Origin of the sequence: Sedimentimonas flavescens (assembly GCF_019264375.1) — a bacterium.
Classification (GTDB): domain Bacteria; phylum Pseudomonadota; class Alphaproteobacteria; order Rhodobacterales; family Rhodobacteraceae; genus Rhodobacter; species Rhodobacter flavescens.
The window spans coordinates 197664-217379 of the sequence record NZ_JAHVAI010000007.1 but is presented as its reverse complement, the minus strand read 5'-3'; the positions used below and the strand labels follow the sequence as shown (position 1 = coordinate 217379).

The 19716-nt window shown below is 64.0% G+C and carries 20 protein-coding genes; 15 read left to right on the top strand and 5 right to left on the bottom strand.

The window, feature by feature from the left end:
* Positions 1 to 2: 2 nt before the first annotated feature.
* From KTQ37_RS09070 to phoB, 9 genes are all read left to right on the top strand, one after another.
* Positions 3 to 272: a YciI family protein gene (locus KTQ37_RS09070; protein WP_218630186.1), complete on the top strand. Its 270-nt coding sequence runs from the start codon at positions 3 to 5 to the stop codon at positions 270 to 272.
* A complete protein-coding gene (locus tag KTQ37_RS09065) occupies positions 272 to 691 on the top strand; it encodes an EVE domain-containing protein (RefSeq protein WP_218630185.1) in 420 nt (139 codons plus the stop codon). Before KTQ37_RS09070 ends, KTQ37_RS09065 begins: the two co-directional genes overlap by 1 nt.
* Positions 692 to 942: 251 nt before the next feature.
* Positions 943 to 1629 (top strand): CbiX/SirB N-terminal domain-containing protein, encoded by a 687-nt coding sequence (locus KTQ37_RS09060; protein ID WP_218630184.1) that lies wholly within the window; start codon positions 943 to 945, stop codon positions 1627 to 1629.
* Between the two features lie 118 nt (positions 1630 to 1747).
* On the top strand, positions 1748 to 2788 hold the full coding sequence (locus KTQ37_RS09055; RefSeq protein WP_218630183.1) for a substrate-binding domain-containing protein: 1041 nt from the start codon (positions 1748 to 1750) through the stop codon (positions 2786 to 2788).
* A 51-nt stretch (positions 2789 to 2839) separates the two neighbouring features.
* The gene (pstC, locus tag KTQ37_RS09050) at positions 2840 to 4288 is read left to right on the top strand and encodes a phosphate ABC transporter permease subunit PstC (RefSeq protein ID WP_218630182.1); all 1449 of its coding nucleotides are present in this window, start codon (positions 2840 to 2842) and stop codon (positions 4286 to 4288) included.
* The gene (pstA, locus tag KTQ37_RS09045) at positions 4285 to 5619 is read left to right on the top strand and encodes a phosphate ABC transporter permease PstA (protein ID WP_218630181.1); all 1335 of its coding nucleotides are present in this window, start codon (positions 4285 to 4287) and stop codon (positions 5617 to 5619) included. Before pstC ends, pstA begins: the two co-directional genes overlap by 4 nt.
* An 11-nt stretch (positions 5620 to 5630) precedes the next feature.
* On the top strand, positions 5631 to 6428 hold the full coding sequence (gene pstB / locus KTQ37_RS09040) for a phosphate ABC transporter ATP-binding protein PstB (RefSeq protein WP_218630180.1): 798 nt from the start codon (positions 5631 to 5633) through the stop codon (positions 6426 to 6428).
* Positions 6429 to 6440: 12 nt separating this feature from the next.
* Positions 6441 to 7151 (top strand): phosphate signaling complex protein PhoU, encoded by a 711-nt coding sequence (phoU, locus tag KTQ37_RS09035; RefSeq protein ID WP_218630179.1) that lies wholly within the window; start codon positions 6441 to 6443, stop codon positions 7149 to 7151.
* A 3-nt stretch (positions 7152 to 7154) separates the two neighbouring features.
* Positions 7155 to 7847: a phosphate regulon transcriptional regulator PhoB gene (phoB, locus tag KTQ37_RS09030; protein ID WP_218630178.1), complete on the top strand. Its 693-nt coding sequence runs from the start codon at positions 7155 to 7157 to the stop codon at positions 7845 to 7847.
* Here phoB and KTQ37_RS09025 read toward each other — a convergent pair.
* Positions 7832 to 8719, bottom strand: a complete 888-nt coding sequence (locus KTQ37_RS09025; protein WP_218630177.1) for a ribokinase — start codon at positions 8717 to 8719, stop codon at positions 7832 to 7834. The two genes, phoB and KTQ37_RS09025, sit on opposite strands and share 16 nt — an antisense overlap.
* Before the next feature lie 66 nt (positions 8720 to 8785).
* Complete coding sequence (locus KTQ37_RS09020; RefSeq protein WP_218630176.1) at positions 8786 to 11053, bottom strand: NADP-dependent malic enzyme; 2268 nt, start codon at positions 11051 to 11053, stop codon at positions 8786 to 8788.
* A gap of 112 nt (positions 11054 to 11165) precedes the next feature.
* On the opposite strand from KTQ37_RS09020, the gene mutS reads away from it, so the two are divergent.
* A complete protein-coding gene (mutS, locus tag KTQ37_RS09015) occupies positions 11166 to 13805 on the top strand; it encodes a DNA mismatch repair protein MutS (RefSeq protein WP_218630175.1) in 2640 nt (879 codons plus the stop codon).
* 60 nt (positions 13806 to 13865) lie between these two features.
* Here mutS and KTQ37_RS09010 read toward each other — a convergent pair whose 3' ends face one another.
* Together KTQ37_RS09010 and hrcA are read right to left on the bottom strand one after the other, a co-directional pair.
* Positions 13866 to 14414 carry a nucleotide exchange factor GrpE gene (locus KTQ37_RS09010; protein WP_218630174.1) on the bottom strand — a complete coding sequence of 183 codons (549 nt, stop codon included), beginning with the start codon at positions 14412 to 14414 and terminating at the stop codon, positions 13866 to 13868.
* Positions 14415 to 14419: 5 nt separating this feature from the next.
* Entirely contained in the window at positions 14420 to 15478 is a 1059-nt protein-coding gene (hrcA, locus tag KTQ37_RS09005) for a heat-inducible transcriptional repressor HrcA (RefSeq protein WP_218630173.1), read from the bottom strand.
* A gap of 119 nt (positions 15479 to 15597) precedes the next feature.
* On the opposite strand from hrcA, the gene rph reads away from it, so the two are divergent.
* The 5 genes from rph to KTQ37_RS08980 are packed head-to-tail and all read left to right on the top strand — an operon-like array spanning position 15598 to position 18808.
* Positions 15598 to 16311 carry a ribonuclease PH gene (gene rph / locus KTQ37_RS09000; RefSeq protein WP_218630172.1) on the top strand — a complete coding sequence of 238 codons (714 nt, stop codon included), beginning with the start codon at positions 15598 to 15600 and terminating at the stop codon, positions 16309 to 16311.
* Positions 16308 to 16916: an RdgB/HAM1 family non-canonical purine NTP pyrophosphatase gene (rdgB, locus tag KTQ37_RS08995; RefSeq protein WP_218630171.1), complete on the top strand. Its 609-nt coding sequence runs from the start codon at positions 16308 to 16310 to the stop codon at positions 16914 to 16916. The genes rph and rdgB overlap by 4 nt, the downstream gene beginning before the upstream one ends.
* A gap of 1 nt (position 16917) precedes the next feature.
* A complete protein-coding gene (locus KTQ37_RS08990) occupies positions 16918 to 17301 on the top strand; it encodes a RidA family protein (RefSeq protein ID WP_218630170.1) in 384 nt (127 codons plus the stop codon).
* The gene (gene hemW, locus KTQ37_RS08985) at positions 17298 to 18455 is read left to right on the top strand and encodes a radical SAM family heme chaperone HemW (protein WP_218630169.1); all 1158 of its coding nucleotides are present in this window, start codon (positions 17298 to 17300) and stop codon (positions 18453 to 18455) included. Before KTQ37_RS08990 ends, hemW begins: the two co-directional genes overlap by 4 nt.
* Positions 18455 to 18808 carry a YbaN family protein gene (locus tag KTQ37_RS08980; protein ID WP_218630168.1) on the top strand — a complete coding sequence of 118 codons (354 nt, stop codon included), beginning with the start codon at positions 18455 to 18457 and terminating at the stop codon, positions 18806 to 18808. Before hemW ends, KTQ37_RS08980 begins: the two co-directional genes overlap by 1 nt.
* Before the next feature lie 3 nt (positions 18809 to 18811).
* Here the strand turns inward: KTQ37_RS08980 and KTQ37_RS08975 are convergent, their stop codons facing one another.
* On the bottom strand, positions 18812 to 19714 hold the full coding sequence (locus KTQ37_RS08975; protein WP_218630167.1) for a ParB/RepB/Spo0J family partition protein: 903 nt from the start codon (positions 19712 to 19714) through the stop codon (positions 18812 to 18814).
* Positions 19715 to 19716 lie beyond the last annotated feature (2 nt).

The following is a 19716-nucleotide window of genomic DNA, read 5'->3' as shown; positions in this document are numbered from 1 at the left end:
CCATGCTCTATGCCGTCATCTGCCGCGACAAGCCCGGCCACCTGCAAACCCGCCTCGACACCCGTGCGGCGCATCTTGCCTATATCGAGGCGACGGGCATCGTGAAGATGGCCGGCCCGTTCCTTGAAGGGGGACAGATGTGCGGCTCGCTGGTCATCCTTGAGACCGACAGCCTTGAGGCCGCGCAGGCCTGGGCCGCAGGCGATCCCTATGCCGCCGCGGGCCTCTTCGAGAGCGTCTCGGTCACCGAATGGAAGAAGGTGATCGGCTGATGGCGTATTGGCTGTTCAAATCCGAGCCGAACAAGTTTTCCTGGGACGATCTGGTCGCCAAGGGCGACGCGGGCGAGGAATGGGACGGCGTGCGCAACTATCTGGCGCGCAACAACATGCGCGCCATGAAGGTGGGCGATCGGGGGTTCTTCTACCACTCGAACGTCGGCAAGGAAGTCGTCGGTATTGCCGAGGTCTGTGCCGAGTCGCACCCCGATTCGACCAGTGACGATCCGCGTTGGGATTGCGTGGATATTCGCGCGGTGAAACCGCTGGCGCGCGCCGTCACGCTGGCCGACGTCAAGAATGACCCCCGGCTGTCGCAGATGGCGCTTGTCACTTCGATGCGCCTATCGGTGCAGCCGGTGACGGAAGAAGAATGGAAGATCGTCTGCGAGCTTGGCGGTATCGCGCCCTGACCCTCAAACGTCGAAGGGTCCCGGCAACCCCTTACCAGGACCCTTCGTCACCCCCAGGCGCACCCCTGCGCACCACCGGTGAAACTGAATGAGGACCTGGCCATCCTGGCCGGTACGCCCTGCGTAGAGGCATCTGCGATTCGAGGCAATCGACTCATGCCGATAATACACTTCAAATTCAATGTGTTATCATTATCGCGCTGTTAATGTTTGAGGTTTGCCCCGGCCCGCAAAGGCACTAAGTTGCGCTTATGAAGCAGATCGTCATCGTCGCCCATGGCTCCCCCTCCGATCCCGCCCCGCAGGAGGCGGCGCTACAGGATCTTGCGCAGCGGGTGGGTGCGCTTTGCCCAGATGATACCGTGCGCGCCGCAACGCTTGCCTGTCCCGGCGCGCTCGAGACTGCCTTCGAGGGGCTGGCCGACCCGCTCGTCTATCCCTTCTTCATGGCCGAGGGCTGGTTCACCCGGCGCGAACTGCCCCGCCGACTGGCCAAGGCCGGGCTTTCCGCGCGGCACATGCGCCCCTTCGGCCTTGATCCGCATCTGCCCGCCCTGATCGCACAGACCTGTCACGATGCCGCGATTCAGGCCGGATTAGAGCCTGAATCGGCAGATCTGATCCTTGTCGGCCACGGTTCGAAGGTCGCGCATCGCTCGAAGGATTCGACCTATGCGATGGCCGAAACCCTGCGCGGCAGCCTGCCCTTCTGGCGCATCCGCGTGGCGCTGATCGAAGAGCCCCCGTTCCTTGCGAATATCGCGGCGCAATCGCTGCGCGGGCTGTGCCTGCCCTTCTTCGCCCTGCGCGCAGGCCATGTGGAAAACGACATCCCCGAGGCGCTTGAGGAGGCTGCTTTCAACGGCCCGCTCCTGCCCGCGATCGGCGAACATCCGCAGGTTCCCGCGCTGATTGCCGCCGCCATTGCGCGCGAATGACAGGCCGTTTCGGCTTGTCATGCAACTGTCACACTACTTTTGCATAAGCGTCACGCGAAGCTCTTACGAGGGGCGCCGAGGCCACGAACGGCCCAGTTCAAGAATTCAGGAGTGATCCATGAAAACCGCGAAGTTCACCGTATCGGCCCTGGCGATCATCGCCGCCTCGGCGTCGGGCGCCTACGCCCGCGACCAGATCCAGTCGGCAGGTTCCTCGACCGTGCTGCCCTACGCAACCATCGTCGCCGAAGCTTTCGGTGAGAACTTCGACTTCCCGACCCCCGTCGTGGAATCGGGCGGTTCGGGCGCTGGCCGCAAGAAGCTGTGCGAAGGCGTGGGCGAGAACACCATCGACATCGCCAACTCGTCGTCGCGCATCAAGCAGTCGGACATCGACAACTGCGCCGCCAACGGCGTGACCGAAATCATGGAAGTCCGCATCGGCTATGACGGCATCGTCTTCGCTTCGGACATCAACGGCGCCGACTTCGCCTTCACCCCGGCCGATTGGTACAACGCGCTGGCCGCCGAGGTCGTCAAGGACGGCGCGCTGGTTGCCAACGCCAACAAGACCTGGGCCGACGTGAACGCCGCCATGCCCGCGCAGGACATCCTGGCCTTCATCCCGGGCACCAAGCACGGCACCCGCGAAGTGTTCGACGTGAAGGTTCTGGAAGCCGGCTGCAAGGCCACCGGCGCGCTCGAAGCCTTTACCGCTGCCGCTGGCGGCGACGAGAAGGAAGGCGCCAAGAAGTGCCTCAACCTGCGCACCGACGGCGTTTCGGTCGATATCGACGGTGACTACACCGAGACCCTCTCGCGCATCGACGCCAACAAGAACGCCATCGGCGTGTTCGGCCTGTCGTTCTACCAGAACAACACCGACAAGCTGAAAGTGGCGACCATGGACGGCATCGTCCCCTCGGTCGACTCGATCGCCTCGGGCGACTACCCGGTGTCGCGTCCGCTCTTCTTCTACGTCAAGAAGGCGCACCTGGGCGTTATCCCCGGCCTGAAGGAATACATCGAGTTCTTCGTGTCGGACGATATGGCTGGCCCGGAAGGCCCGCTGGCTGAATACGGTCTGGTTTCGGACCCGGAACTGGCCGCGACCCAGGAAATGGTTGCCGCCGAGACCGCGATGGGTCCGCTGAACTGATCTGACGGGTGGCGCCTTCGGGCGCCACCCTCCTCCTTCCAGGAGCCTGAAATGAGCCTTGGCATTCTGTCGCTGATCGTAGCCGCGTTGGCCGCCGCCGGATTCTTTCTGGGGCGGCGTTTTGCTCTCGCCAAGGTGGCGGGTGACGCCCGTCGTCTGCATTCGTTGCCCGGATATTACGGGCAGACCGTCTTTCTCTTCACCGCTGTTCCCGCTTTCCTCGTTCTGGGCCTGTGGCTGCTGATCCAGCCCATCGTTATCGAGAACCGCGTCGCCGGAACAATCGCCCCCGCGGATATCCCCGAGGGTTCGAGCGTGGGCCTTGTGATGTCCGATGTTCGCCGCATCGCGGATGGGATCGAGCGCGTCGTCTCGGAAGGCCGCATGACCGAGCCGGAACTGGCAGCCCATGACGATATCCGCGGCGAGCTTGCCAGCGCGGGCGTGGCCCTTGGCAATGACGTCCGCCCCTCGGTCGTCGAGGCCGCGCGCAACTATCGCGACCTGTCGCCGGCCAGCTCGCTGGCGATGAGCGGTCTGGTGCTGGCCCTCGCCCTGGCTGGCATGGCCTTCGCGCTGCGCCGGATCTCGCCTGATTTCCGCGCCCGCAACGTGTCGGAAACCTTCGTGCGCTACCTGCTGATCGCGGCCTCAACCGTTGCGATCCTGACCACGGTCGGCATTGTGCTGTCGCTTGTTTTCGAGACGGTGCATTTCTTCCGCCTCTATTCGGCGGACAAGTTCTTCTTCAACACCGTGTGGAACCCGCAGTTCCGCGGCGGCTCGGATCTGGGCATCTGGCCGCTTCTGTGGGGCACGATGTATGTCTCGCTGATCGCGCTGCTGGTCTCGGTGCCGGTGGGCATCTTCGCCGCGATCTATCTTGCTGAATATGCGTCGAAAAGGGTTCGCGCGGTCGCCAAGCCGATGATCGAGATCCTGGCCGGTATCCCGACCATCGTTTACGGTCTTTTCGCGCTGATCACGGTGGGCCCGATGCTGCGCGACTTCTTCGCACAGCCAATGGGGATCGGCAGCTCGTCAAGTTCGGTGATGACTGCGGGCCTCGTGATGGGGATCATGCTGATCCCCTTCGTCAGCTCGCTTTCGGATGACATCATCAACGCCGTGCCGCAATCGCTGCGCGATGGCTCCTATGGTCTCGGCGCCACGCAATCGGAAACCGTCAAGCAGGTGATCCTGCCCGCAGCCCTTCCGGGCATCGTCGGCGCGATCCTTCTGGCCGCCTCGCGCGCCATCGGTGAGACGATGATCGTGGTTCTGGGCGCGGGCGCGGCGGCGAAAATGTCGCTCAACCCGTTCGACGCGATGACCACCGTGACCGTCAAGATCGTCAGCCAGCTGACCGGCGATACCGAGTTCGCCTCGCCCGAGACGCTGGTTGCCTTTGCGCTTGGCCTGACGCTGTTCGTCTTCACGCTGGGGCTCAATGTTCTCGCACTCTACATCGTGCGCAAATACCGGGAGCAATACGAATGACCGCCGAATCGACCAATAGCGGCACGTCGCTCTACAAGACCGATGCGCGCACCAAACGCCGCAACGCATCCGAGGCCCGGTTTCGCATCTATGGCATGGCCGCCGTCGGCTTTGGCGTGCTGGCGCTGATCGTCCTGCTGACCTCGGTGCTCGGCACCGGCCTTGGGGCGTTCCGCCAGACCTTCCTGACGATGCCGGTGGCGCTTGATGCCGCGACGCTCGACAAGAAGGGCAACCGCGATCCGGCCGAAATGGCCAAGGTCACCACGATCGGCTACCAGAAGATCCTGGAGAAAGCGCTGATCGCCGAGTTGACCGAGCAAAAGCTGATCCCCGAGGGGATGAGCGCCAAGGATGTGGGCGGTCTGATCTCGAAAGAGGCCCCGGCCCAGCTTCGCAACAAGGTGCTCGCCAATCCCGAGCTGGTGGGTCAAACGATCACCTTCCGTGCGCTGGCGAACGGCCGCATCGACGGCTACTTCAAAGGCCGCGTGACGATGGAGAGCGCCGCACTCGACAGCAACGTCAGCCCCGCACAGCTTGAGCTGGCCGACAAGATGCGCGCCGCGAACCTGCTGGGCCTGAGCTTCAACTGGGGCTTCATCTTCGATCCGGACGCGTCCGAACTGCGCCCCGAGGCGGCTGGTCTGGGCGTTGCGATCCTCGGCTCGCTCTACATGATGATTATCGTTCTGGTGCTGTCGCTGCCGCTTGGCGTGGCCGCCTCGATCTACCTTGAGGAATTCGCGCCGACGAACCGCTGGACCGATCTGATCGAGGTCAATATCGCCAATCTGGCGGCCGTGCCGTCGATCGTCTTCGGTATTCTCGGCCTCGCGGTGTTCATCAATTTCGCGAACATGCCGCAGTCTTCGCCGCTCGTGGGCGGGCTGGTGCTTACGCTGATGACGCTGCCCACGATCATCATCGCGACCCGCGCGGCCCTCAAGGCAGTGCCGCCCTCAATCAAGGATGCAGCACTTGGCGTCGGCGCCTCGAAAACGCAGACCGTCTTCCACCACGTTCTGCCGCTTGCCATGCCGGGTATTCTGACGGGCACCATTATCGGTCTGGCCCAGGCACTGGGCGAGACCGCCCCGCTGCTGCTGATCGGCATGGTGGCCTTCGTTCGCGACTATCCCGGGGCGCCGCCGGAAGGCTTTCTCGACCCTGCCTCGGCGCTTCCGGTGCAGGTCTACAACTTTACCCAACGCGCCGATCCGGCCTTTATTGAACGCGCCTCCGGGGCCATCATCGTACTGCTCGTATTCCTGCTGACGATGAACATTCTGGCAATCATTCTGCGCCGCCGTTTCGAACGGCGCTGGTAGGGAACACGGACATGAACGACATGACACTGACGGAGAGAGCCTTGGAGGCCACTGAAATCAAGTTCGCCGCCCGCGACGTGCAGGTCTATTACGGCACCTCCCACGCGATCAAGGACGTCAACATCGACATTCTCGACAAGACCGTGACGGCCTTCATCGGCCCCTCGGGCTGCGGGAAATCAACCTTCCTGCGTTGCCTTAACCGGATGAACGACACGATCGACGTCTGTCGCGTCGAGGGCGACATCCTGCTCGATGGCGAGGATATCTACGACAAGAAGGTCGATCCGGTGCAACTGCGCGCCAAGGTCGGCATGGTGTTCCAAAAGCCCAACCCCTTCCCCAAGTCGATCTACGACAACGTGGCCTATGGCCCGAAGATCCACGGCCTGACCCGCAACAAGGCGGAACTCGACGAGGTGGTGGAATCGAGCCTGCGCAAGGCCGCGCTCTGGAACGAGGTCAAAGACCGTCTCGACTCGCCCGGCACCGGGCTTTCGGGCGGCCAGCAGCAGCGCCTGTGCATCGCCCGCGCGGTGGCGACCTCGCCCGAGGTTCTCTTGATGGACGAGCCCTGCTCGGCGCTTGACCCAATCGCGACGGCCCAGGTCGAGGAACTGATCGACGAGCTGCGCGGGAATTTCTCGGTGGTGATCGTGACCCACTCGATGCAGCAGGCCGCACGCGTCAGCCAGCGCACCGCCTTCTTCCACCTGGGCAACCTGGTGGAACTTGGCGATACCACGCAGATCTTCACCAATCCGAAAGATCCGCGCACTGAAAGCTACATCACCGGCCGGATCGGCTGACGGGAGACGACGATGAGCCAACATATTCTTACCGCCTTCGACCGCGACCTCGAATCGGTTCAGGCCTCTGTCGTCAAGATGGGCGGCATGGTCGAGGCGCAGATCCTTGATTCGGCGCTCGCGCTCGAAACCCGCGACGAGGAACTGGCCGAAGCCGTGCGCCAACGCGACAAGGCCATCGACGAGCTTGAAGAACGCATCAACGTCGATGCCGCACGCCTGATCGCGTTGCGCGCACCTGCGGCAAGCGATCTGCGCGTGGCCCTGACGGTCATCAAGATCGCCGGCAATCTCGAACGCGTCGGCGATCATGCAAAGAATACCGCCAAACGCGCCAAGGTGGTCATGGCGATGCCCGCGATCAACGGCTCGACCGGCGCGATCCGGCGCATGGCCCAGGCGGTCGAGACGATGCTCAAGGACGCGATCGACAGCTACATCCAGCGCGACGCCGCCCTTGCCGCCGACGTGCGCGCCCGCGACGTCGAGGTGGACCAGATGTACAATGCGCTGTTCCGCGAATTCCTGACCTACATGCTGGAAGATCCGCGCAACATCACCGCCTGCATGCACCTGCACTTCATCGCCAAGAACATCGAGCGCATGGGCGACCACGCCACCGCCATCGCCGAGCAGGTGATCTATCTGGTCACCGGCCAGTTGCCCGAGGAATCGCGCCCGAAAACCGAGAGCGTGAGCGATTTCAATGCAGCGGAGGATTAAGCCATGAGCCCCGCCCAACAGCCCTGCGTGCTGGTGGTCGAGGATGAATCGGCCCAGCGTGAAGTTCTGCAGTACAACCTTGAGGCCGAAGGCTTCCGCGTCGCCATGGCGGTGAACGGGGACGAGGCGCTCTTGATGGTGCGTGAAGAAAAGCCCGACCTGATCGTTCTGGACTGGATGCTACCCAATGTCAGCGGAATCGAGATCTGCCGGCGGGTCAAGGCCAACCCGGAAACGCGCTCGATTCCGATCATCATGCTCTCGGCCCGCTCGGAAGAGGCGGATCGGGTGCGCGGCCTCGAAACCGGGGCGGATGATTATGTCGTCAAGCCTTACTCTGTAGTCGAGCTGATGGCGCGTTTGCGCACTCAGCTACGTCGAACGCGACCGGCCACGATGGGCGAAAGACTGCAATTCGAGGATATTCTGCTCGATGCGGCCGAACATCGGGTGTTTCGCGACGGCCAGCAGTTGAAACTCGGGCCGACCGAATTCCGCCTGCTGTCCACCTTGATGGAAAAGCCCGGCCGGGTCTGGACGCGCGATCAGCTGCTCGACCGGGTCTGGGGCCGCGATATCTATGTCGATACCCGCACGATCGACGTGCATGTCGGGCGTCTGCGCAAGGCGCTGATGGCCTTTGGTGGCTCGGATCCGGTGCGCACCGTGCGCGGAACGGGCTATTCGCTCGGCTGAGCGGCCAGGAACGCGTTAACCTCATCGCGGGCGGGAATGGCATCGGCCGTTCCTGCCCGTGTCACTTTCAGCGCCGCAGCCCCGGCGGCAAGGCGCATCGCGGCGGCGGGCGATAGCCCCTCTGCCAGTCCGGCGACAAGATAGCCCGCAAACGTATCCCCCGCCGCCGTGGTATCGACCGGCTCGACCGGGAAGGCGGGCACGCGCACCTCGGCCCCCGCGCCCAGATCGTGCCAGACCGCACCGCGCGAGCCGAGCGTGACCAGAACATGCGGCACGGGCAGATCGGCCAGCGTCACACCCAATGCGGAACAAAGCTGCCCGGCCTCGACCTCATTGAGGATCAGGAGCGAGGCGTAACGCATCACCGCCTGCGCGGCTTCGGCCTCGAACGGAGCCGCGGAATAGACCACAAATAGACCCTGTTCTTGCGCAAAACGGGCCGCCTCGACCTGGGCCGATGTTTCGTTCTGCAAGATCAGCCAGTCCTCGGGGCCGACGCCAGCCAGCGCGCGGCGCACATCTTCGCCCGCAATCGCGCGGTTCGCGCCCGGGTAAAGAACGATTGCATTCTCGCCCGCTTCATCGACCTGAATGATCGCATGGCCCGAGGGCTCCGCCAGTTCGAAAACCGCGCCGCAATCCACACCCAGACCGGCAAGGCGCGCCGCCATCCAGCGGCCATCTGCACCCACGGCACCGATATGGCGCACCTCGGCCCCGGCCCGCGCGGCGGCAACGGATTGATTCGCCCCCTTGCCGCCCAACCCCAGCGCATAAGATTGCGCAGCCAGCGTTTCGCCCGGCTGGGGCAAATGCGCCAGCCGGTAGAAGTGATCTGCGTTGATCGAGCCGAGATTGTAGATCGCCATGGCGCCCTCCCGTTGCTTGCGCAACTATCCACAGGGCGCCGGGGGCGGTAAACCCCCGGAAATCGCTTACTTGGACTGACCCAGGCGACAGGCCGCGATGACCGCCATGTTCAGGATGTCGTTCACCGTCGAAACGGTCGAGCAGATCTGCAACGGTGCCGGAACACCGGTCAGGATCGGGCCGATCACGGTCGCGCCACCCATTTCCTGCATCAGCTTGACCGAGATCGAGGCCGAGTGCCGCGCCGGAACCACCAGCACGTTGGCCGGACCCGACAGGCGGCAGAACGGGTATTGCGCCATGGCCTCGGGGTTGAGCGCCACATCCACCGCCATTTCGCCATCGTATTCGAAATCGACCCCGCGCGAATCCAAGATCCGCGGCGCCTCGTGCATTTTCGAAGCGCGCTCGGAGACCGGATAGCCGAAGGTCGAGAAGGAGACGAAGGCCACGCGCGGCTCAAGCCCCAGAGCGCGGGCAACCTGTGCGCCACGGGTGGCGATATCGGCCAGGTCGTTCTCGCTCGGCCACTCATGCACCAGCGTATCGCCGATCAGCACGATACGGCCCTTGCTGAGCAGCGCCGTGATCCCAACCGCACCGTCCGAGGGCTTCGCGTCGAAGACCTTGTTGATCAGTTCGAGCACATGGGCAGACTTGCGCGTCACGCCGGTGATCATCCCGTCGCCATGGCCATGTGCCAGCATCAGCGCGGCAAACACATGCCGGTCGCGCATCGCCAGCTTATGCGCATCGTGCCGGTCAAAGCCGCGACGCTGCAGGCGCTTGTAGAGGAATTCCTTGTAGGTCTCGATATGCTTCGAGTTCGCCGAGTTGACGATGGTCAGCTCACGATAGGCGTCGCCCAGACCGGCGGCCTCAAGCTTTTCACGCACGTCATGCTCGCGCCCGACAACTAGCGCCCGGCCCATGCCGCCGCGCTGATAGGCTACGGCCGCGCGCAGCACGCGCGGATCGTCGCCCTCGGCAAAGATCATCTTGGCCTGCGCCTGGCGCGCGCGGGCATGGATGCCTTGCAGGATCGAGGCGGTCGGGTCCATCCGCGCCTTGAGGCTTTGGGCATAGCCTTCCATGTCGATGATCGGGCGGCGTGCAACGCCGGTCTCCATGCCCGCTTTCGCGACCGCCGGCGGGATCACATGGATCAGGCGCGGGTCGAAGGGCGTGGGAATGATGTAGTCGCGGCCAAAGCTGAGCTTGCGGCCATAGGCCATCGCGACCTCGTCGGGCACATCCTCGCGCGCCAGATCGGCCAGCGCGCGGGCGCAGGCGATCTTCATCTCATCGTTGATCGCGCGGGCGTGGATATCGAGCGCGCCGCGGAACAGATAGGGGAAGCCCAGAACGTTGTTCACCTGGTTGGGGTAATCCGAACGACCGGTGGCGACGATCGCATCCTCGCGTACCTCATGGGCTTCTTCGGGGGTGATCTCCGGATCGGGGTTTGCCATGGCAAAAATGACCGGGTTATCGGCCATCGAGGCGACCATATCCTGCGTCACTGCACCCTTGGCCGAAACGCCCAGGAAGACGTCGGCGCCCACCATTGCCTCTTCCAGCGTGCGCGCCTCGGTATTGGCGGCATGGGCCGATTTCCACTGGTTCATGCCCTCGGTGCGGCCCTGATAGATCACGCCCTTGGTGTCGCACATGATGCAATTGTCGTGCCGCGCGCCCATGGCCTTGACCAGTTCAAGACAGGCGATGCCGGCAGCACCCGCGCCGTTCAGAACGATCTTGCAGTCCTCGATCTTCTTGCCAGAGATTTCGAGCGCGTTGATCAGGCCCGCGGCGCAGATCACGGCGGTGCCGTGCTGGTCGTCATGGAACACCGGGATGTCCATGGTTTCCTTCAGGCGCTGCTCGATGATGAAGCATTCGGGCGCCTTGATGTCTTCAAGGTTGATACCGCCGAAGGTCGGGCCCATCAGCTTGACGGCCTGGATGATTTCATCGGGGTTCTCGGTATCAAGCTCGATATCGATCGCGTTCACATCCGCGAAGCGCTTGAAGAGAACCGCCTTGCCCTCCATCACCGGCTTGGAGGCCAGCGCACCAAGGTTGCCAAGCCCCAAGATCGCCGTGCCGTTCGACACGACCGCGACCATGTTGCCCTTGACCGTGTAGTCATAGGCGGTCTCGGGGCGCTCGGCGATGGCTTCGACCGGAACCGCGACGCCGGGGCTATAGGCCAGGCTCAGATCCCGCTGGGTGGTCATCGGCTTCGAGGCCGTGATCTCATATTTCCCCGGACGCGGGTCGAGGTGATAAGCCAGCGCCTCTTCGGGCGTGATACGGTTCTTGGTGGACATTGGGCCAATCCTCCTGCAGGCCAGCCTCTCTTAACGATTTGCCCCGCGCGTCTCAATGGATTTGCAGAGGTTTTCGCCGTTTTGTAGGGTCTGCGCAAAGGCAGGGGGAAGAATGTCCGAGCAAACCGTCACGCCCATGATGGCGCAGTATCTCTCGATCCGCGAGGCGAACCCCGGCGCGCTTCTGTTTTACCGGATGGGCGATTTTTACGAGATGTTCTTCGACGATGCCGTCGCGGCGGCGGCGGCGCTCGATATCGCACTGACCAAGCGCGGGATGCATCTGGGCGAAGAGATCCCGATGTGCGGTGTGCCGGTTCACGCGGCCGAGGGCTATCTGCTGACCCTGATCCGCAAGGGTTTCCGCGTGGCCATCGCCGAGCAGCTTGAAGATCCGGCCGAGGCGAAGAAGCGTGGCTCCAAATCCGTGGTCAAGCGCGACGTCGTGCGGCTGGTCACCCCCGGCACCCTGACCGAGGAAAGCCTGCTCGAAGCCCGCCGCCACAACTTCCTCGCCGCCTGGGCCGAGGTGCGCGATGAAGGCGCGCTGGCTTGGGTGGATATCTCGACCGGCGATTTCCGCGTCATGCCCTGCCCGCTGACCCGTCTTGGCCCCGAACTCGCTCGCCTCAGCCCGCGCGAGGTTCTGGTCAGCGACACCAAAGAGGCCGATTGCGCTGAAATAGTCTCTGATTTGCGCGCCTCGATGACTCCGCTGGCGCGCTCAAGCTTTGACAGCCAGGGTGCCGAAAAGCGGTTGTGCGATCTTTTCGCGGTGGGGTCGCTTGAGGCCTTCGGCACCTTCACGCGCGCCGAAGTTTCGGCCATGGGCGCGATCGTCGATTATCTCGACCTGACGCAACGCGGGAAACTGCCGCTGCTGCGCCGCCCGGTGCGCGAGGATGCCGGGCGCCTGATGCAGATCGACACCGCTACCCGTCGCAATCTGGAACTGACGCAAGCCCTGTCGGGCGGGCGTGAAGGATCGCTGCTGACCACCATCGACCGCACGGTAACCGCAGGCGGCGGGCGTCTGTTGGAGCGTCGCATCTCTGCCCCCTCGCGCGACCTCGATCAGATATATGCGCGCCATGCTTCAATCTCTTTTCTGCTGGAACAGGGTCGATTTGCGCAAGATTTGCGCGCCGATCTGCGCCGCTGCCCCGATATGGACCGCGCGCTTTCGCGCCTTGCCATGGATCGCGGCGGCCCGCGCGATATGGCGGCCATTCGCAATGGTCTGGGCCAGGCATTGACGCTGGCCGAGCGGCTTGAGAACTCCGAAGCCCCCGCGCTTTTGCGCGACGCGGCCAGTGCGCTCGTCGGACATGACGACCTCGTGGCGCTGCTCGATGCCGCGCTGGTGGCCGAGCCGCCCCTGCTGGCACGCGACGGCGGCTTCATCGCGCCGGGCTATGACGACGAGCTCGACCAGACCCGGCAGCTGCGCGACGAGGGTCGGAGCGTCGTCGCCCGAATGCAGGCGCAATATAGCGACGAGGCTGGCATCCCGAGCCTCAAGATCAAACACAACAACGTGCTGGGCTACTTTATCGAGGTCACCGCAACCCATGCCGATAAGATGCTCGCCCCGCCGCTCAACGAAAGCTTCATCCACCGCCAGACCACGGCCAATCAGGTGCGCTTCACCACGGTTGCGCTGAGCGAGCTGGAAACCCGCATCCTGAACGCCGGGAACCACGCGCTCGAGATCGAAAAGCGGCTCTATGACAGCCTGAAAGGCGCCATTCTTGCCCATTCCGGCCCGATTGGCGAAGCCTCCCGCGCGCTGGCCGAGATCGACCTTGCGACCGCCTTCGCCGACCTTGCCGCGGGCGAGGACTGGGTCGAACCCACGGTTGACAACTCCCGCGCCTTCGAGATCGAGGGCGGCCGCCACCCGGTTGTCGAGGCCTCGCTCAAACGCGCAGGCGAGCCCTTCATCGCCAACGATTGCGGCCTGACCAGCGGCGAAACCCCGGCAATCTGGCTGCTCACCGGCCCCAACATGGCTGGTAAGTCGACCTTCCTGCGGCAAAACGCGATCATCGCGCTTCTTGCTCAGGCGGGCAGCTTCGTGCCCGCGCGCCGCGCCCATATCGGCCTTGTCAGCCAACTTTTCAGCCGCGTCGGCGCCGCAGATGACCTCGCGCGCGGCCGCTCGACCTTCATGGTCGAGATGGTCGAAACCGCCGCCATCCTCAATCAAGCCGATGATCGCGCCCTTGTCATCCTCGACGAGATCGGCCGCGGCACCGCCACCTATGACGGCCTCTCGATCGCCTGGGCGGTGATGGAGCATTTGCACGGCGTCAATCGTTGCCGCGCCCTTTTCGCCACCCATTACCACGAGATGACCGCACTATCAGCCAAGCTGCACGGCGTCGAAAACGCCACCGTCACCGTCAAGGAATGGGAGGGCGAGGTCATCTTCCTGCATGAGGTCCGCAAGGGCGCCGCCGACCGCTCCTACGGCGTTCAGGTCGCACGCCTCGCGGGCCTCCCGGATTCGGTGGTCGCCCGCGCGCGCGTCGTGCTCGACGCGCTGGAAAAAGGCGAACGCGAGGGTGGCGCAAAAAAACAGATGATGATCGACGATTTGCCGCTCTTCTCGGCCGCGGCCCCGCCACCAGCCCCGGCGAGAGGCCCATCGCCGGTCGAGGAACAGCTGCGCGCGCTCCATCCAGATGAGATGACCCCGCGCGAGGCCATGGATGCGCTCTACGCGCTCCGCGCCCTGCTCAAGGACTGATTTCTTCTTGGGACAAATACCTTGCGGGGGTCCGGGGGCGCAAAGCCCCCGGCCTCTCCATCAGCTCTTCGGCGTCGAGGAAACGCCGACCTTGGCCGGTCGCAGCAAGCGATCATGCAGCTGGAAGCCGTCATCCATCACCTGGATGATATCGCCAGCAACGGTCCCCGGAACCGGCGCCTCGAACATCGCCTCGTGCAGCAGCGGGTCGAACTTGTCGCCGACCTTGGGCGAAATCGCTTTCACACCATGGCGGCCGAACACGTTCAGCAACTCGCGCTGCGTCAGCTCCACGCCCTCGATCAGGGCCGCGGCCTGCGCCCGCACCTCGTCCGATGCCGCATCGAGCGCGCGCTTGAGCGCATCGAACACCGGCAGCATGTCGCGCGCCAGCTTCGAGCCGCCATAGTTCTCGGCCTCGCGACGATCGCGATCGGCCCGCTTGCGCGAGTTTTCCGCATCGGCCAGCGCGCGCATGAAGCGGTCGCGCATCTCATCGCGTTCAGCCCGCAGCGCTTCCAGCTCATCCACGGCCTCTTCGAGAACATCCTCGAACACTTCCTCGACCTGCGCCTGATCCTCGGCCATTTCGTCTTTCTTCTCGCTCATGCGTCTCATCCTTTGCCCCGGCCGGAGAGCATACGCCCGACCAGTTGCGCTGTATAATCCACGATCGGCACGATCCGCCCGTAATTGAGCCGCGTAGGTCCAATGACCCCGACCGCGCCGATGATCTTTCGATCCGCGTTCATATAGGGAGAGACGACCAAAGAGGAACCCGAAAGTGAAAAAAGCTTGTTCTCGGAGCCGATAAAAATGCGCACACCATCGCCGGTTTCGGCCAGATCGAGGAACTCGGCGATGTCGCGCTTGCGCTCCAGGTCATCAAAGAGGCTGCGCACGCGCTCGAGGTCCAGCTCATCCCCCAACAGGTTGGCACGCCCGCGCACGATCAGCCGCTCGTAGGATTCGCCCTTGTTTTCCCATTGCGCCAGCCCTGCCTCGACCAGATCGGCGGCCAGCCGGTCCAGCTCCTGCCGGCGCAGAACGATCTGACGCGCGATATGCTCACGCAGCTCTGACAGGGTGCGCCCCTCGGCCATGGCATTAAGAAAGTTCGCGGCCTCCCGCATCGAGGAGGGCGTCTGACCCATCGGCGGCGTGAACACCCGGTTCTCGACCTGCCCATCGGCAAAGACCAGCACCACGAGTGCCCTTTCGGCACCAAGCGAGACGAACTCGATATGCCGGATCGGCGCTTCGTGCTTGGGTGTCAGCACAAGGCTCGCGCCATGGGTGATGCCCGATAGCGCCGAGCCCACCCGATCCAGAAGCGTGCCCACATCGGGATCGCCGCCGACCGTCGCCTCGATCGCCGCGCGGTCCGAGGCGGCAGGCTCGCTGATCTCCATCAGCCCATCGACGAACATCCGCAGCCCCGTCTGCGTCGGGATCCGGCCCGCCGAGACATGCGGGCTGCCCAGAAGGCCGAGATACTCGAGATCCTGCATCACGTTGCGGATCGTCGCCGCCGAGAGCTTCTCGCTCATCGTTCGGGTCAGGCTGCGCGAGCCCACCGGATCGCCGGTTTCCAGATAGCTTTCCACCACACGACGAAACACCTCGCGCGAGCGGTCGTTCAACTCGGTCAACAGTTTCGTCTGTTCGGTCATCTGCGGGCTCATAGGTGCAGAGTAAAGGCTGCCAGCGGGGCCGCGTCAATCACGCCTTCGGGGCTTGCATCGCGAGGCCGGGGGCCTCAAATGGGACGAAACACACGAAAGGACCGATCATGCGCCCCTCCGGACGGAATTTAAGCGAAATGCGCCCGATTTCAATCGAGACCGGCGTGACCAAACATGCCGAAGGATCGTGCCTGATCAAGGTGGGCGACACGCATGTTCTGTGCACCGCCACGATCGAGGACCGCGCGCCCTCCTTCCTCAAGGGGTCGGGCCTTGGCTGGGTCACCGCCGAATACGGGATGCTGCCGCGCGCCACGAACTCGCGCAACCGGCGCGAGGCGGCGGCGGGCAAGCAATCGGGCCGCACTCAGGAAATCCAGCGCCTGATCGGCCGGTCGCTGCGCGCGGGCGTTGATCGCGTGGCCCTGGGCGAGCGTCAGATCGTCGTCGATTGCGATGTGATCCAGGCCGATGGCGGCACGCGCTGCGCCTCGATCACCGGGGGTTGGGTTGCGCTGCGCCTTGCGGTGAACAAGCTCTTGAAGGCCGGGTTGATCACCTCGGACCCGCTGGTCGATCACGTCGCGGCGGTGTCCTGCGGGATCTACGCCGGTCAACCGGTTTGCGATCTGGATTATGCCGAGGACAGCGAGGCCGGCACCGATGGCAACTTCATCATGACCGGATCGCGCAAGCTGATCGAGGTGCAGATGTCGGCCGAAGGCGCCACCTTCTCGCGCGATCAGATGAACCAGCTGATGGATCTGGCCGAGGCCGGCATCGACGCGCTGGTTGCAGCGCAAAAGGCCGCCGTCGCATGAGAAAGTTCACCGACCGCAAGCTGCTGGTGGCGACGCATAACAAGGGCAAGCTCGACGAGATGCGCGCCCTGTTGGCACCCTATGGCATCGAGGTCGTCGGCGCGGGTGAGATGAACCTGCCCGAACCCGCCGAGACCGAGACGACCTTTGTCGGCAATGCCCGGATCAAGGCCCACGCGGCGGCAGAGGCAACCGGCCTTCCCGCCCTGTCGGATGACAGCGGGATCGAGGTTGATGCGCTGGATGGCGCGCCGGGTGTCTATACCGCCGATTGGGCCGAAACCCCGAACGGGCGCGATTTCGTGCAGGCGATGACGCGCACCTGGGCCGAATGCGAGGCAAAATCCGCGCCCCCTCCCCGCACGGCGCGGTTCCGCTCGACCCTCGTTCTCGCCTGGCCCGATGGCCATGACGAGGTTTTCGAGGGCAAGGCCGAGGGCCAGCTGGTCTGGCCGATGCGCGGCCAGCAGGGCCATGGCTATGACCCAATGTTCCAGCCTGAGGGGCATGAGATCACCTTTGCCGAGATGGACCCGGCGAAGAAAAACGAAATCAGCCACCGCGCTGACGCTTTCCGCAAACTTACTACCTGTTTCGAGGTCTGACATGAGCCAACGCAAGAACATCTCGGGCGGATCGCCCTATGAACCGAAACTCGGCTATTCCCGCGCCGTTGTTCAGGGCGACTGGTGCTTTGTCGCTGGCACCACCGGCGTCGATCCGGTCACCAAGACCTTCCCCGACAGCGTGCTCGATCAGGCGCGCAACACGCTCGCCACGATCAAATCGGTGCTCGAGGGTGCGGGTTTCTCGCTCAATGACGTGGTGCGCGCCACCTACATCATCACCGACGGCGCCTATATGGAAGAAATCATCCCCGCGCTTTCGGAGACCTTCGGCGAGATCCGCCCCGCCGCCACGATGATCATCGCGGGGCTGGTGAATCCGGCGATGAAGATCGAAATCGAAGTCACGGCGTTCAAGGGATGACCGAAGACTGGCGCAACGGCGGGTTCGGGCTGTACCTGCACTGGCCGTTTTGCGCCTCAAAGTGTCCCTATTGCGATTTCAACAGCCATGTGGCCGCGGAAATCGACCAAAACCGCTGGAACAGAGCCTTTTTGGCCGAGATCGAGCGCGCCGGGGCGCAGACCGGGGACCGAGTGTTGAACTCGGTCTTTTTCGGCGGCGGTACGCCGTCGCTGATGGAGCCGCAGCTGGTCTCGGACATCCTCGACAAGGTGCGCGCGACATGGCGCCTGGCCAATGATGTCGAGATCACGCTGGAGGCCAACCCCACCAGCATCGAATCCGGCCGCTTCAGCGCTTATGCTGAGGCGGGGGTCAATCGCGTCTCGATGGGGATGCAAGCGCTCAATGACGACGATCTGCGGCGGCTCGGGCGGATGCATAGCGTGGCCGAGGGGCGCGCAGCCTTTAACATCGCCCGCAAGCACTTTGCCCGCGTCAGTTTTGACCTGATCTATGCCCGCCAGGATCAGGATCTGACCGCCTGGGAGGCCGAATTGCGCGAGGCGCTGGCCATGGCGGTCGATCACTTCTCGATCTACCAACTGACGATCGAGGATGGCACCGCCTTCGGTCTGCGCCACGCGGCGGGCAAGCTGCGTGGCCTGCCCGATGACGACAAAGCCGCCGATATGTATCTGCGCACGCAAGAGATTTGCGAGGCGGCTGGCCTGCCGGCCTATGAAGTGTCGAACCACGCTCGCCCCGGCGCGGAAAGCCGCCATAACCTGATTTACTGGCACTACGGCGACTATGTCGGCATCGGCCCCGGCGCGCATGGCCGCCTGACGCTGAACGGCCAGCGCCACGCCACCGACACCGAGAAGATGCCCGCCCGCTGGCTCTCGCTGGTCGAAGAGCGCGGCTCGGGCGAGACCCTGCGCGAAGCGTTGCCTTTCGATGAACAGGCAATCGAATTTCTGCTGTTCGGGCTACGCCTTGCTGAAGGGATCGACCCCGCGCGCTATCGCGCCTTGAGCGGGCAGGATCTGGATGCGGCGAAGCTGGCCGCGCTGCAAGAAATCGGCATGATTACGCTGGAACAGGGTCGAATTCTGGTCACCAAGGAAGGCCGTGCCGTGCTGAACGCCGTCATTCGGGAGTTGATGCCCTGATGCGTGTGCTCTGGCTCATCGCGGGATCAATCAGCCTTGGGCTTGGGCTGCTGGGGGTCTTCCTGCCGCTGCTGCCCACGGTTCCCTTCGTGCTGCTTGCGGCCTTCTGCTTTGCGCGTTCGTCCGAACGCCTGCACGACTGGATGCTCGAACACCCGAAGTTCGGCCCTGCCATCGCAGACTGGCGCGATCGGGGAGCGATTTCCGCGCGCGGCAAATGGGCCGCGACGATCTCCATCGTCGCAAGCCTGATCCTCGCGGTCGTTCTGGGCTTTCCGACGAAGGTTCTGACGATTCAGACCATCGCGCTCGCGGGCGTCACCCTGTTCATCTGGACGCGTCCGAACGGCTAGGGCTTAGCGCAATGCGCTGAGAAGCTGGCAAATCTGATCCAGCTCATCAAGATCGCGGTACTGGATTGAGAGCTGGCCGCCCTCCTCTCCCTTGTGATCAATATTGACCCGCATACCAAGTGTTGCGGAAAGATCCGATTCCAGCGCCCGCGTATCAGCGTCTTTCTCAGGCGCGCGTCCGCCCGAACCGCCGCCCGAAGCGCGGCCAGGTTTCGGCGCGTCCTGCTTCGCTAGGCGCTCCACCTCGCGCACGGACAGGCCTTTCTCGACCGCCTCCCGCGCCAGCTTGACCGGATCGGGCGCGGTGATCATCGCGCGCGCATGGCCGGCCGTCAGCCGCCCTTCGCGCAGCATTCCCTGCACCTCGTCGGGCAGTTGCAACAGACGCAGCAGGTTCGCGATATGGCTGCGGCTTTTCGAGAGCGCCTCAGCCACCTTCTCCTGCGTATGGCCAAAGCGGTCCATCAGCTGACGGTAACCAAGCGCCTCTTCCAGCGGGTTCAGATCGGCGCGCTGGATGTTTTCGATGATCGCGACCTCAAGAACCTCGGTGTCGTCGAGTTCGCGGACAACTACCGGCAGTTCATGCACCTGGGCCATCTGCGCCGCGCGCCAGCGGCGCTCGCCGGCGATAATCTCGTAAGACCCCGGCTTGCGCGGATGCGGGCGCACCAGAAGCGGCTGAATCACGCCTTTTTCACGGATCGAGGCCGCCAGCTCCTCCAGCGCCTCGGGCGAGAAATCGCGGCGCGGCTGATCAGGATTGGGTTCGATCTTCTCGACCGGAATGACGTTCTCGGCGCGGCGCGGCGCGGCTTCGGGCTCGGAGCGCGTCAGGTTCACGTCGGCCATCAGGGCGGACAGCCCGCGCCCCAATCCCCGGCGTTCGATTTTCTTGTCGCTCATAT

Bases quoted from the DNA above. Each gene is read 5' to 3' on its own strand.
- hrcA (WP_218630173.1), bottom strand. From the start codon at position 15,478: ATGACCGAACAGACGAAACTGTTGACCGAGTTGAACGACCGCTCGCGC.
- KTQ37_RS09070 (WP_218630186.1), top strand. From the start codon at position 3: ATGCTCTATGCCGTCATCTGCCGCGACAAGCCCGGCCACCTGCAAACC.
- pstC (WP_218630182.1), top strand. From the start codon at position 2,840: ATGAGCCTTGGCATTCTGTCGCTGATCGTAGCCGCGTTGGCCGCCGCC.
- phoU (WP_218630179.1), top strand. From the start codon at position 6,441: ATGAGCCAACATATTCTTACCGCCTTCGACCGCGACCTCGAATCGGTT.
- pstA (WP_218630181.1), top strand. From the start codon at position 4,285: ATGACCGCCGAATCGACCAATAGCGGCACGTCGCTCTACAAGACCGAT.
- KTQ37_RS09055 (WP_218630183.1), top strand. From the start codon at position 1,748: ATGAAAACCGCGAAGTTCACCGTATCGGCCCTGGCGATCATCGCCGCC.
- rdgB (WP_218630171.1), top strand. From the start codon at position 16,308: ATGAGAAAGTTCACCGACCGCAAGCTGCTGGTGGCGACGCATAACAAG.
- KTQ37_RS09010 (WP_218630174.1), bottom strand. From the start codon at position 14,414: ATGAGCGAGAAGAAAGACGAAATGGCCGAGGATCAGGCGCAGGTCGAG.
- KTQ37_RS09060 (WP_218630184.1), top strand. From the start codon at position 943: ATGAAGCAGATCGTCATCGTCGCCCATGGCTCCCCCTCCGATCCCGCC.
- KTQ37_RS08990 (WP_218630170.1), top strand. From the start codon at position 16,918: ATGAGCCAACGCAAGAACATCTCGGGCGGATCGCCCTATGAACCGAAA.
- KTQ37_RS09065 (WP_218630185.1), top strand. From the start codon at position 272: ATGGCGTATTGGCTGTTCAAATCCGAGCCGAACAAGTTTTCCTGGGAC.
- mutS (WP_218630175.1), top strand. From the start codon at position 11,166: ATGTCCGAGCAAACCGTCACGCCCATGATGGCGCAGTATCTCTCGATC.
- KTQ37_RS09020 (WP_218630176.1), bottom strand. From the start codon at position 11,053: ATGTCCACCAAGAACCGTATCACGCCCGAAGAGGCGCTGGCTTATCAC.
- pstB (WP_218630180.1), top strand. From the start codon at position 5,631: ATGAACGACATGACACTGACGGAGAGAGCCTTGGAGGCCACTGAAATC.
- hemW (WP_218630169.1), top strand. From the start codon at position 17,298: ATGACCGAAGACTGGCGCAACGGCGGGTTCGGGCTGTACCTGCACTGG.
- KTQ37_RS08975 (WP_218630167.1), bottom strand. From the start codon at position 19,714: ATGAGCGACAAGAAAATCGAACGCCGGGGATTGGGGCGCGGGCTGTCC.
- KTQ37_RS08980 (WP_218630168.1), top strand. From the start codon at position 18,455: ATGCGTGTGCTCTGGCTCATCGCGGGATCAATCAGCCTTGGGCTTGGG.
- KTQ37_RS09025 (WP_218630177.1), bottom strand. From the start codon at position 8,719: ATGGCGATCTACAATCTCGGCTCGATCAACGCAGATCACTTCTACCGG.
- phoB (WP_218630178.1), top strand. From the start codon at position 7,155: ATGAGCCCCGCCCAACAGCCCTGCGTGCTGGTGGTCGAGGATGAATCG.
- rph (WP_218630172.1), top strand. From the start codon at position 15,598: ATGCGCCCCTCCGGACGGAATTTAAGCGAAATGCGCCCGATTTCAATC.